Here is a 12341-nt window from a genome sequence, read left to right on the forward strand (position 1 = left end):
GATCCGGTCATTTCTCCACGCGGGGGCTGAAGCAGTCGGATATCTACCTACGGACTGGAAAGGGGATGCCGATGTTGATTTCAGTGCAGTTGCTACGCGCGTTGGCGGCATGGCTGGTGGTGGGGCACCACGTCATGCAGCTGTTTTTCAACTTCGAGGCCCACAACGCGTTGGAGGACCTGTTAGTCGAAAAGGGCGGCGCTGGCGTGGATGTGTTCTTCGTCATCAGCGGCTTGGTGATTTTCCTCGCAAGTGCCGACAAAGCGCTGACACCAGGGCGCTTTATGCTCATGCGCCTGGCCAGGATTGCTCCGGCTTATTGGTTCTATACCTTGCTGTTGGCCGTGCTGGTGATGGCCATGCCCTCGATGTTTCCGGATGTTCAGCTCGAACTGAGCCATGTACTTCTGTCGATGCTCTTTATCCCGGCGCAAAACCCCGCGGGGTATGGCGTCTATCCACTGCTGGATGTGGGCTGGACGCTGAATTTCGAGATGCTGTTCTACTGTCTGTTTGCGGCTGCCTTGTTAGTGGGGGAAGCCTATCGGCTATGGGTGGTGGCGGTGTTGCTGTACCTGGTGTGGTACTTCAGCGGCCCCGCCTTCGATTTGGCTGATGGGTTTTACCATGAGGATATTGTCCTGGAGTTTCTCATGGGCGTGGCGATCGGCATGCTGTATCGCTGCGGCCTGTGCCGGGCCAGGCCGTGGCTGGCGTTGCTGGGGATCGCGGCGGCACTGGCGGCGATCTATCACGGCGCGGAGGTCCCCCGTGCGTTGGAATGGGGCCTGCCCAGCGCTGTGCTGGTGATCAGTTGTGTGGCGCTGGAGCCGTATTTCCACGGCTCGCGCTTTATAAAAATGCTCGGGGATTGTTCCTATTCGGTGTACCTGCTTCACGTCCTGGTGCTGTGCGCGGGGCGCTGGGCCATCGAGCACCATGGGGTAGACCCCTACACCATGGTGCCTGTGTGTATCGTCATCATTGCGCTGGGCGCATTCGCCAGCTACCACGTGTTGGAGAGGGGCACACACCGCAGGCTCAAGCATTGGTTTGGCATTGATGACGCGATACCCTCCCGGCAAGCCCATTAGGGCTGGGGCCTCAGGGCCTCATGTATTTCCAGTAGGCTTTCCCGTAATCCATCAGCAACTCGGTCCCGGCAGGGATATCTCGCCAAGCGATTAAAAACACCATGTACTTGCCTACATACAGGGCGCCGACATTTTCAATGCCTGCATCCGGCAGGTTCGGCACCTTGACCGCATTGATCAGGCTCAGCGTACTGCTGTTGCCGTGTCCGCTGATGGTCGCGCCTTGGGTGTTGGTCTGGAATAAATACGTACCGACGGCCGCCTCGCCTTTTTCGAGTATCTCGGCATCGATCGAGGCTTGATCGCGATGCAGCTTGCCGGTGTACGGCCCAAGGACATCGAAGCGCTTTATATCGGTCTTGGCCACCACCGACAGGCCTCGCTCCGGGCCATTTACCAGTTTCTTGACCTCCAATAGCCGATCAAGGCGGCGATGATGGCTGCCCTCCTTGGAGATCCAGTCGCGAATACTTTTGGTTGCAGCCTCTTTGACTTCGACGTGTTGCAGGCCAGTGAACTCGTCAAAGAAATGGTTGGCATCGGTAATCTCGATGGTGTGCAGCGGGCCTTCAAGCTCGAGGGTCAAGCTGCGCCTCACGTCTGTAGGATCTTGCAAAATTGCGGCGTTGTTGTTGATTTTATGATCAAAAGAGCCTGTGATCGAGGTTGATCGGCGCCGCGTGGGTGGGGTGTTGTCTTCCAGGCGCGGGCGTTTTGAACTGCCTGCGGTAGGGGGCGGTGCAGGCCGTTTCCTGGCGACCGGCTGGTCCAGCGGGCTTCGTTGTCCGAACAGCCACATCTCCCGACCGGCGCGGGTCATGCTGCCATTGTCATTGACGTAACTGCGCCATATCACCGGGTTGAGGTTTTTGGCTTCGACAAACGAGAGCATCGAGACCCGTGAATTGGCGGCGTTGTAGTGCGTGTTCCAGGCTTTCAAGTGCTCGGGCGTCAGCACATCGAACTCGCCGCCGCTGGCATATTTGGCCAGCACCTTGCCTGCCGCCCGGTAGCTGCCGTCCGGGTTTACATGCTCGGCAAAGTCCAGCGGGTCAAGGTTGTGGTCGGCGGCGAAGCCTTCAAGGGTGAGGCTGTTGCGCTCACGTTGGGATACCTTGCTCCAGCGCTCCAGGTGTTCGTAGGCCACGCTGGAACGGGCGGTTCCCACACGGTCGAGCATCTGTTGGCCTCTGCGCGTCAGGGTGTTGCGGCTGTTGACGAACTGGCGAAATGCAGTGGGGTCCAGGTTGTAAGTGCTGACGAAGGTGTCCATGGTCTTTTTCAAGGCCTCTTCACTGGCCTCGGTCCATTTCAACAGTATCGATGGCGTTACTACGTTGGGTGCATCTGGCGCGCCGCCTGCCAGTTTGATCTGGCTTGAGTACCAGTGACCGGGCTCGACCGAGGACAGCGTGATCGATAAGTCGCGGTTGGTCTTTGGATTGACCAGAACGATCGAAAAGCTGTTGTCGGCGCCTGCGGCGGTCTCCTGTATAAACCCGTAGGAATTGTCGCGTACCTGATACACCGCGATCTTGCCCTTGTCATCGATATTGCAGATGAACTTTTGATTGTAATCCGCTCGGGAGAAGAGGCCGCGGGCGTCGGGCGTCAGGCCCCTGATCAACTCGGGGTCGACCGCGTATCGACGGATCAACGGGCTGCTGTTGCTGATGACTGTGATCGGCTCTCGAAAACGCGGCCCGAAGGCGGTATTTGAGGCGGCATCGATCAGGCGATAATCGGGGGCGTCGAGGCTGCCGACGTTACGCATCGGGATATTGGCAAAACCGTCGACAGTAAACAGTCGATCGCCAGCCAGCAGCGGCTTCCAACTGTCAGGATCGACCGAACGCATGTGCCTGGCGGCGATTGCCCCATCGCGCAGTTGGGCGATGCCCCGTTTCGCCTGGCGCATCAGTGTGTGACCCAACTTGAGCACGCCCGAGCGCGCTAGCCTGAGCAGGCTGGGGAGGGCGGCCAGGGGGTTGAGTTCCTGAAGCGTGGCAATCACCAGTTTTCCTGTCAGTTTCGCCAGTTTCGGCATCGCCAGGCGCAGCCCGGTTTTGCCCGCCTGGATGAGCAGGCGGGTAGAACCGGCCACATACCGACCCACCGGCAATGCGAAAGCCACGATGTCGATGAACAAGCTGGCGACGCCGGATTTGATGCGCTGGGGGTCGCCGGAGGCGATGTCTTCGATACCGCCCCAGAACGGGACAAATATCTTGCCCCAGAACGCCAAATCTTCGAGTACCTCTGCGCCGATATCCACTTCGCGTGTGTCTTTGCGGGTTTTTTCCAGCAGGGCTTCTTCGTCGCAAAAAAACAGCTCTCGGGCGATCATGCTCGCCAGCGCTTCACTGCGTGGCGCATGCAGCGTGTTGGGCGCGAACGATGAGGGGCGCGATATGTGCGAATCGATGCCAGGCAATGTTTCGCCGACTTGCTCAACGATCATCTCGGCCTTTTTGTCTGGCCTGGGCGCTTTGTTCTCGCGGTAGGCCTCGCGATCAAAGGGCACTTCGGTGGCCAATCTGTATTTGCACCAACTCATGGCGTCACGCAGTTCGACCACTTTGCCATTGAGCGGCAGGGTATCGATATCGCCACGTCGACGAATCACGCCGGCGAGGGGGAACACCTCGACGTAGAGGGCGCTGACAGGATTGCGAGCCTTGACGATGCGCAGAATAAACCCCGTGCGGTAGCGAACGGCATCGGCTTTGCGTTTGGTTTCATATTCGATGGGCACCTTGTTCAGGGCCTCTCTCAATGAGTACACCGTGATTTCGTCCCGGTCCACATCCAGGGTCGAGCTGCCCAGATGGGCAAGCAGGGACTGGATCAGTACCTTGTAGGCGTTTCTCGGGCGTTCAAGGGCTTCACGGAAGGTTTTGTCGTACTCCGCGTCCGACGCCGAGCGCCAACGGCTGGGCAGATGGAGCGCAAGGTTCTGAACCGCGTTGAACACCTCATACTCATGCTGTTCCAGCGCGGTGACGGCCTGAGTGAGCTCCTCGCGGGAGTGGCCCGACTTTCGGCTGGCAATCAGACCGTTGGCCTGCGCCCATTGCACGGTAGGGCCCAGCTTGGCCGCCGCGACGAGAGCCTGTTGTTTGACGTCATCGCCACTGGCACGAAAATGCTCCGCCGTCAGGTTGAGCAGTTGCTCGAAGCTCATGTGGCGCGATGAGCCGGGCGCAAGTGTTTCGGCCAGCAGAAAACCGCTTCTGAAGTTGACCCAGGTACTGGTGGCGGCGTAGGGCAGGTCATCGGGAATATCGGCCACCCATACTTCGCTGGCGACATTGGCCTTGACCACGCACATGGCCAGTTGCGCCGCGTCAGTGCTGATCGACAAGGTGTGGTGATACTGGCTGATCAGGTCTTGGCGGATCGACTTGTAAGACGCCCCAGGCGTGATGAATAACTTCAATTCGTTATCCAGCGTCGAGTGCGGGTTGGGGATGATCGTCAGCCACAGTGCGCGCCACAGCAATTTCACCAGCACCGGTTGTGGGCAGGTTTGCGCCTTTTGGCTGCCGTACCAGTCCAGCGCCTTGGCGATACGCTCGGCCAGCGCGAGGTTGCTCGGACTGTTGAGAATCTGCTCAAGCAAGACCGTCGGCGTGGTGCTGAGCATGGCCTGCTGTGATGAGGAAAAGGTCGGCGGCAGCACGCATTGGAACAGTGATTTACGGGTGTGTGTCTGGATCTCTTGGATAACAGACTTGATCTTTTCGTCAGCAGGCGCATCCAGTAAATGCTGCAGATCGCTGAGGTTGCCTTCGTGGCCGAGTTTTTTCAGGGCGCAGTGTTCCTGCAAGCCATAGAGCACCGATTTCCACTGTTCGCCGGTTTTTGGATGGGACGGGAGGATGGCGTAATACTTGAGCACCAGATCGAGCCGTACCGAACCATCACTCTTAAGGCCATTACCCACGCGCCGGTTGATATCCAGCAACACATCGACGTCGATGTACCAATAGGTGGGCACATGGCGCAGAATCACCGAACGGTCGGCGATGTTGAACGTTTCGGGAGGGTCGGGTACCGGCGAGCGGGCGCTGCTGAGTAGGGTGGAGAGCAGATCGTAAAGAAAGTCCCGGCCTAGCAGAGAATTATCCGGTTCAGGCTTGTCCCGTAGGAACTGCTGAAATTCTTCATCGGCTTCCAGTTTTGCCAGGACCCGAAAGGCTTCCTTGCATTCGCGATGCAGTTCGGAATGCGGGGGAGGGTAGTAGTACACCTCGGCGGCGGATACTGAGCGTGAGCTGTGCGCCGTCACGAACTCAATCAGATGGTCCAGGTGCGCTTGCTGTTCAGGCAAGCCGTTGAAATAGAAACTCTGCAACGCGTTGTTCATGCAATCCTCACAATCCTTGGTCGAAGAGGATTCACTATATTCAGCGAGATTTTGCAGGTGGCCTACATAGGTAGGCATAGGTTTTCGCAGAAACCGATAGGAGCGCCAGCGGGTTCGGTCAGCAGGATCAGGTCTTTCCCGACAAAAACACTCGGACTTTGTACCTGGGTAATAATTTGGCGTAAACTGCGGGCAAGCCTGTGAGGAGTTTCCATGACTGCCATAACCATTACCGACGCCGCCCACGATTACCTGGCTGACCTGCTGTCCAAGCAGAACACCCCGGGTATCGGCATCCGCGTCTTTATCACCCAGCCTGGCACCCAGTACGCCGAGACTTGCATTGCCTACTGCAAGCCCGGCGAAGAGAAGCCTGAAGACACCGCCCTGGGGCTCAAGAGCTTCACCGCCTACATCGACGCGTTCAGCGAAGCCTTCCTTGACGACGCCGTGGTCGACTACGCCACCGACCGTATGGGCGGCCAGTTGACCATCAAGGCCCCCAACGCCAAGGTGCCGAACGTCAATGCCGACAGCCCGGTCAATGAGCGCATCAACTACTACCTGCAAACCGAGATCAACCCTGGGCTGGCCAGCCATGGCGGCCAGGTGAGCCTGATCGACGTGGTGGATGACGGTATCGCCGTGTTGAAGTTCGGCGGCGGCTGCCAGGGCTGTGGCCAGGCGGACGTGACCTTGCGTGAGGGCATCGAGCGCACGCTGTTGGAACGGATTCCTGAGCTCAAGGGCGTACGAGATGTGACTGACCACACGCAGAAAGAAAACGCCTACTACTGAGTAAGGTGTTCACTGCGAACATAAAAAACGGCGCCCCGTGAGCGCCGTTTTTTTATGCTTAAAATTCAGTTAGTTATAAGATGTATCTAACAAAATAGATCAAGTGTGGGAGCTGGCTTGCCTGCGATGACGGCCTCACGGCCGACACCTATCCTCCTGAAGCCCCACGATCCAAACTGTGGGAGCGGGCTTGCTCGCGAAGGCGGCCTGACTGTCAACACAGCTGGACCGGGTACATATCCGTTATTTAGGTAACGGCCACTTAGGGTTCCGCTCTGACAGCGGCTCACTTTTGAAAAGCGCAAAAGTAAGCAAAACGCTCTTGCCCCACCACTCGGCACCTCGCTTAGGCTCGGTGTGCCCGAACGCAGACTTGAATCCGTGGGCCGCCGCCACGCGCCATCCATGGCGCGGGGCGGCTAACCCGGCGTCCTGCCGGGTTACCCACGAATTCAAGCCTGCGTTCGGCCAGCGTGGTTTAACGGGGCGCCTAAGATCAAGATCAAAAGCAGATCAAGATCAACAGCGGCTCGCTTCGCATCGTGGTTACCGTTGATCGTTACAGAGTTATGCACTGACTGTCGGATCGTCACGGGAGCAAGCTCCCTCGCCACAGGTTCAGCGCCGCACCAGCGTTGTGTAGATAACTAGGCTGCGATGGCTCTAACCGCGTTAAATGTGTTTCTTCAGGGTCGGTAGAGGTGCGCATGCCCTGCGCGGTACAGCGACGACTCACTGAAACTGTCACTGGACAACACCCGGCCCACCACGATCAATGCCGTACGCCGAAACCCTTTGGCCGCGACTTTCTGGGCAACGTCACTCAGCGTACCGATCACCCACTCCTGATCCGGCCAGGTCGCCCTGTGCACCACGGCAATCGGGCAGTCCGCGCCATAGTGCGGCAGCAGTTCGGCGACGATCTTTTCCAGGTGATTGACCCCCAGATGAATCGCCATGGTGGTGCCATGCCGCGCCAGGCTGTCGAAGTCTTCACCCGGGGGCATGCTGGTTTTATCGGCGTAACGGGTCAGGATCACGCTTTGGGCGATGTCCGGCAGGGTCAGTTCGGTCTCCAGCAAGGCCGCGCACGCCGCGACCGCTGTGACCCCTGGAATGATCTGGAAAGGGATGCCCAGCTCACGCAAATGGCGGATTTGTTCGCCAATCGCGCCATACAGGCTGGGGTCGCCGGAGTGCACCCGCGCCACATCCTGGCCTTGGGCATGGGCCGTCTTGATCAGCTCGATGATCTGCTCCAGGTGCAGTTCGGCGCTGTTGACCACCTGGAGCGCCTGATGACCTTCCAGTACGGCGGCGGGCACCAGCGAGCCGGCGTAGATGATCACCGGGCAACTGCGGATCAGCCGCTGGCCCTTGACGGTGATCAATTCCGGGTCGCCGGGGCCGGCGCCGATAAAGTAGACGGTCATGGAGAAGTCCTGTTGAAAAACGGGCGAGCATGAAGATTGCTCATGATCGAAAGCGGCAATTATCGGGATTTTAACCCGCGCAGGCCAATGCAAGGGTGGCCTGTGCGCTTTTCTGGCGGGTGATCAGCAGGCGCGCGGGGCCATTGGACAGGTGCTCGGCCAGGGCCAGGGCGGCGCTTTCGGCCACGCCGTAACAGCCGGTGTGGGCAAAAGCCAGGGCTGAGCGATGGCTCAGCCGATGCTCATAGCCCGCCAGTTGTTCGGCACTCAAGCACTGCAAGGGCAGGTTCAACCGCTGGGCCAGGGCCTGCAGGCCAGGCTCATCGCGTTTGCGGTCAATGCTTGCCAACGCAGTCACGCGTGAGCGCTCAATGCCGGCCTCGACCAGGGCGTTGTCCAGCAATGCCAGCAGGCTGTGAACCTCACAGCCGCGCTGGCAGCCAAGCCCGACAACCAGGATCATGCCGAGTATTGGTCGTCGCGGTTGCGGCGAAACAACCAGGCGCTGATCAGGCCCAGGGCCAGCCAGAAGGCCACGTTGGTCAATTGCGAAGCGATCTTGAACTGCGCTTCGAGCGCCTCCGGGGCCAGCATCGAATGCACTTGCGGTTGCGGCGCGCCGATAAAGTGGGGTACGGCAAGGATCGCCAGCCCAAGGCCTTTCAACAGCCAATTGCGGCCGAACACAATCAGCGCCAGGCCGGCGGCGGTGGATGCAGCAGTGCCTATCCACCAGGTCTGGCGCAGCGTCAGGTCAGCCGCCGCGGTACCGGGCAGTTCCGGTGGCAGGCCCAGGGTGGGCGCCAGTACAAAGGTCGCGTAGCCGGCCAGGCCCCAGAGCAGGCCTTGAGCGGTGCGGGTTGGCGCGCGCAGCGTGTAGAGGCCGGCGAGCATCAGCGCAAAGCCTACTGCCACTACCAGGTTGCCGCCGGTGGTGGACAGCACACGCTGCCAGCCATCTTCAGGCTCCCAGGCTTGGGCGTCATGGGTGTGGCCAGCGGCGTGTTCATGCACCACCTCGGCGGCTGGCGGGGCTTTTTCAAAGCTTTCCGCCTGCAGAATCAGCGGTGCCACCCAGAAACTTTGCAGCAGGGTCAGCAGCAAGGCCGCCAACAGCCCAGTGAACCCTGCGGTTTGCGCAATACGCTTGATCATGTCGGCAGCTCTCAATGGCACGGGAACGCGGCGCTGTGGCGGGTATCGTGGGCGGCGTTGTGCACCGCCTCGATATGCGAGAACCCGGCGAAATACACCAGGCACGCGCCAAGGATCGACGCACCGATGGCGGCGGTCAGGCGTTGGCTGAGGGTGGCGGTGCTAGTGGCGGTGTGCGAAGTGCTGCTGATGATCGACATGGCGCGTCCCTTTCAGGTGTCTGGGCGAAACGAGCGCATGAAAACCCCACGCGCCAGGCACGCAGGGTTTTGAACAGCGCCCGCCCACCGCGGGTTTGTTATCTGAATTTTTCGGGCCGGTCTCCGGGCTTGCGATGGGCGGCTCTTGAAAGAGTCCTCCTGAAAGCATCGCCTTCCCATGCAAAAACACAGTGGCCATGACGCTTCGCTCGCTTACCGTTGCGGGGGCAGCACCGGACTGGTCATAGGTCTATGACGCACCGGTTTCCCGTTTCACCCTGTGAAGGGCACCCGAAACAAGATGTGTAGGAGAGCATGGTGTGCAGGTCAGCGTCAATTGGATGAAGACGGCTACGAAGAAGTACACGGCGATGAAGTACTTTCTGACGCGATAGGCAGACACGCGATGTATGAAGTGCTTGGGAACGCTTGCGCATTTTTCAATAACTCAGAAGGAGACACGGTTTATCTCCCTGCGCAACATTGAAATTAACGGTGGGTTTTATGCGACTTTCCAATACGCTGCAAAGTTTTCATGCGCCGCTTGCCGGCGATCAGCAATCAGCGGTTGCCGATGCGACCCTTAGGCCCAACGACCCCTCTGCACCCAACGTTGACAAGCCCTCTTTCACGGTTGATCAGGCCGCGCGTCAAATCACTCGAACCGGCCATCGTTGGTTTGACGTCAATCGTGACGGGATCACGCAGATTTCCTATTCATTCAACAAGCACGCAAGAGGGCATACGGCCTTCAATGCGACCCAGAAAGAGCAGGCCAGGCGCTCGATGCAATCGTGGGAGGATGTCGCGAACGTTTCATTCCAAGAGGGCAGTCGCCGGCCCGAGGGGCTTTTGGCGTTTTCCAATAGCACGGACTACGAGGTCGCCTTCGGCCAATATCCGGGCCAGGAAGGTAAAGTGCTGATCAATCCCCGATTTGGCACCAATACTAACCCGGCCCTGCACAATCATGGGCGAATGACCCTGACCCATGAAATTGGGCACAATCTGGGCCTGTTACACCCAGGCACCTATAATTTTGGTAATCCCAATTACCCTGATCACGCCTTATATGCCCAGGATACGCGTGCTTACAGCGTGATGAGCTACTTCGATGCGCCTGAAGCGGGTAAACATTTCAATGGAAAGTTACCGTCGGCGCCAATGATGGATGATATCGCCGCCGTGCAGCGGGTTTATGGTGCCAATAACACGACGCGCAATTCAAATACTACCTATGGCTTCAACTCCAATGCGGGACGAGACTATCTGCAGCTGAACTCGCGTCACGACACGGCCTTGTTCTGTGTATGGGATGGCGGCGGTATCGATACATTGGACTTTTCCAAGTATCACCAAAACCAGACTATCAATTTGCGGGCAGAGTCGTTTTCGGATGTTGGCGGCCTGGTGGGGAATGTTTCCATTGCCAGGGGCGTCACGCTGGAGAATGCAATCGGCGGTTCCGGGCATGATTCGATCATTGGTAATCACGCAAACAACGTTATTAAAGGTGGGGCGGGTGCGGATCGACTCCGAGGCGCGGGGGGCGCTGACACCTTCGTCTACGACAATGCCAGCGACTCCACGCCGGCGCATCCCGATCAGATTATGGATTTTGTCACCGACGTGGACAAAGTCGATCTATCGACCCTGCTGGGCAATGCGGGGGTCGATGCCCTGACGTTTGTCGGGCGTCTGACGGGCAAGCCAGGTGAAGCCATTCTGGATTACAACCGCACGACTAACCTGTCGAGGCTGGCGATCGATCTTACGGGCAATGGCCGATTCGATTTCTTCCTCACGGCTCACGGTCCGATCAATGTGCCCGATATCATCACCACCGCTCCTGGCAGGCAGCGCTACGCCTAGGTAGCCGCTGCCTGGGCCGACTTGCCGGCAGGTGCTTGAGCATTGACCGCCTGCCGCGCACTGCGTAGCCTTGCACCCTCGAGGTTCTTCGGCCCAGGCCGAAGCTAAGAAGGGAACGCGGTTCAAGCCGCGGCTGCCCCCGCAACTGTGAAGGGTTCAGTTGACTGCCACGCCACTGCCGATAGGGCGGGAAGGCGCAGTCAGCGTTGGTCGCAAGACCTGCACACCCCAAGCCAGGAGACCTGCCTCGCGACTGATTTTTTAATTCAACCGGGCGGGGTGATCCGGTGACGAAATCCGCTGCTGCGCGCCGCCGCAGGGCCTGTCGTCCCGTATGCCCGCCCCAAAGGGCATCCGATGAAAACACTGGCCAAACTTCCCGTCACCATCGTTACCGGCTTCCTTGGCTCGGGCAAAACCACGCTGTTGCGCCATATGCTCGACAACGCCCAGGGCCGTCGCATTGCGGTGATCGTCAACGAGTTCGGCGAGCTGGGCATTGACGGTGAAATCCTCAAGCAGTGTTCTATCGGTTGCACCGAAGAAGAAGCCAATGGCCGCGTCTACGAGCTGGCCAACGGTTGCCTGTGCTGCACCGTGCAGGAAGAGTTCTTCCCGGTGATGCGTGAACTGGTCGCCCGTCGCGGTGACCTGGACCATATCCTTATCGAAACCTCAGGCCTGGCCCTGCCCAAGCCGTTGGTGCAAGCCTTCCAGTGGCCGGAAATCCGCAGTGCCTGCACCGTTGACGCGGTGATCACCGTGGTCGACAGCCCGGCCGTGGCCGCCGGTACCTTTGCCGCCTTCCCGGACCAGGTCGACGCCCAGCGCAAACTCGACCCGAACCTGGACCACGAGTCGCCGTTGCACGAGTTGTTCGCCGACCAGTTGGCCAGCGCCGACCTGGTGATCCTCAACAAAAGCGACCTGATCAGCGCCGAAGACCTGGCCCGTGTGCGCCTGGAAGTCGCCGAAGAACTGCCGCCCGCGGTGAAGATCATCGAAGCCAGCAGCGGTCGCCTGCCCCTGGACGTGCTGATCGGCCTTGGCGCCGGTTCCGAGGAGCATATCGACGGGCGTCACAGCCATCACGACCATCACCACGAAGGTGAAGACGACCACGATCACGATGCCTTCGACTCCATCTCCATCGACTTGCCCCAAGCCGACGAAGCGCTGCTGCTCGACGCCCTGACCCAATTGGTGGTGCAGCACGGCATCTTGCGTGTGAAAGGTTTCGCCGCGATCCCGAACAAACCGATGCGCCTGCTGATCCAGGGCGTGGGGACGCGCTTTGACAAGCACTTCGACCGTGCCTGGGGCGCTGACGAAGCGCGCACCACGCGCCTGGTGCTGATCGGCCAGGAACTGGACGCCGTGGGCCTTGAAGCGCAATTGCGCGCTGCTCTCAGCGTTTAAC

At 59.3% G+C, this 12341-nt stretch carries 9 protein-coding genes and 2 riboswitches; of the genes, 4 read left to right on the forward strand and 5 right to left on the reverse strand.

Translation table 11 applies throughout. The features are described 5' to 3' along the window. Positions 1-71 precede the first annotated feature (71 nt). Positions 72-1094, forward strand: a complete 1023-nt coding sequence (locus tag V8689_RS12555; protein ID WP_056784945.1) for an acyltransferase family protein — start codon at positions 72-74, stop codon at positions 1092-1094. A gap of 10 nt (positions 1095-1104) precedes the next feature. Here the strand turns inward: V8689_RS12555 and V8689_RS12560 are convergent, their stop codons facing one another. Then, on the reverse strand, positions 1105-5463 hold the full coding sequence (locus V8689_RS12560; RefSeq protein WP_056784484.1) for an SET domain-containing protein-lysine N-methyltransferase: 4359 nt from the start codon (positions 5461-5463) through the stop codon (positions 1105-1107). A 213-nt stretch (positions 5464-5676) separates the two neighbouring features. Between V8689_RS12560 and nfuA the strand changes: the two genes are divergently transcribed. Then, positions 5677-6261, forward strand: coding sequence for a Fe-S biogenesis protein NfuA (nfuA, locus tag V8689_RS12565; protein ID WP_003190728.1), 585 nt, complete (start codon positions 5677-5679; stop codon positions 6259-6261). 686 nt (positions 6262-6947) lie between these two features. Here nfuA and cobM read toward each other — a convergent pair. From cobM to V8689_RS12585, 4 genes are all read right to left on the reverse strand, one after another. Beyond that, entirely contained in the window at positions 6948-7694 is a 747-nt protein-coding gene (gene cobM, locus V8689_RS12570; protein ID WP_056784486.1) for a precorrin-4 C(11)-methyltransferase, read from the reverse strand. 70 nt (positions 7695-7764) lie between these two features. Continuing rightward, entirely contained in the window at positions 7765-8157 is a 393-nt protein-coding gene (locus V8689_RS12575; protein ID WP_056784489.1) for a cobalamin biosynthesis protein, read from the reverse strand. After that, positions 8154-8849 (reverse strand): CbtA family protein, encoded by a 696-nt coding sequence (locus V8689_RS12580; RefSeq protein ID WP_056784493.1) that lies wholly within the window; start codon positions 8847-8849, stop codon positions 8154-8156. The genes V8689_RS12575 and V8689_RS12580 overlap by 4 nt, the downstream gene beginning before the upstream one ends. 11 nt (positions 8850-8860) lie before the next feature. Continuing rightward, positions 8861-9049 (reverse strand): CbtB domain-containing protein, encoded by a 189-nt coding sequence (locus V8689_RS12585; protein ID WP_003190735.1) that lies wholly within the window; start codon positions 9047-9049, stop codon positions 8861-8863. Positions 9050-9146: 97 nt separating this feature from the next. Next, positions 9147-9359, reverse strand: a riboswitch (cobalamin riboswitch). 194 nt (positions 9360-9553) lie between these two features. Here V8689_RS12585 and V8689_RS12590 point away from each other — a divergent pair. Together V8689_RS12590 and cobW are read left to right on the forward strand one after the other, a co-directional pair. Then, positions 9554-10921: a M10 family metallopeptidase C-terminal domain-containing protein gene (locus tag V8689_RS12590; RefSeq protein ID WP_056784948.1), complete on the forward strand. Its 1368-nt coding sequence runs from the start codon at positions 9554-9556 to the stop codon at positions 10919-10921. Between the two features lie 64 nt (positions 10922-10985). After that, positions 10986-11185: riboswitch (cobalamin riboswitch) on the forward strand. Positions 11186-11278: 93 nt separating this feature from the next. Next, positions 11279-12340 (forward strand): cobalamin biosynthesis protein CobW, encoded by a 1062-nt coding sequence (cobW, locus tag V8689_RS12595; RefSeq protein WP_003190738.1) that lies wholly within the window; start codon positions 11279-11281, stop codon positions 12338-12340. Position 12341: the final 1 nt, after the last annotated feature.

Source organism: Pseudomonas sp. AK181 (assembly GCF_051122975.1).
Classification (GTDB): domain Bacteria; phylum Pseudomonadota; class Gammaproteobacteria; order Pseudomonadales; family Pseudomonadaceae; genus Aquipseudomonas; species Aquipseudomonas lactis.

Coding starts and splice junctions, on each gene's coding strand:
- V8689_RS12555 (WP_056784945.1), top strand. CDS start 72: ATGTTGATTTCAGTGCAGTTGCTACGCGCGTTGGCGGCATGGCTGGTG.
- V8689_RS12560 (WP_056784484.1), bottom strand. CDS start 5,463: ATGAACAACGCGTTGCAGAGTTTCTATTTCAACGGCTTGCCTGAACAG.
- nfuA (WP_003190728.1), top strand. CDS start 5,677: ATGACTGCCATAACCATTACCGACGCCGCCCACGATTACCTGGCTGAC.
- cobM (WP_056784486.1), bottom strand. CDS start 7,694: ATGACCGTCTACTTTATCGGCGCCGGCCCCGGCGACCCGGAATTGATC.
- V8689_RS12575 (WP_056784489.1), bottom strand. CDS start 8,157: ATGATCCTGGTTGTCGGGCTTGGCTGCCAGCGCGGCTGTGAGGTTCAC.
- V8689_RS12580 (WP_056784493.1), bottom strand. CDS start 8,849: ATGATCAAGCGTATTGCGCAAACCGCAGGGTTCACTGGGCTGTTGGCG.
- V8689_RS12585 (WP_003190735.1), bottom strand. CDS start 9,049: ATGTCGATCATCAGCAGCACTTCGCACACCGCCACTAGCACCGCCACC.
- V8689_RS12590 (WP_056784948.1), top strand. CDS start 9,554: ATGCGACTTTCCAATACGCTGCAAAGTTTTCATGCGCCGCTTGCCGGC.
- cobW (WP_003190738.1), top strand. CDS start 11,279: ATGAAAACACTGGCCAAACTTCCCGTCACCATCGTTACCGGCTTCCTT.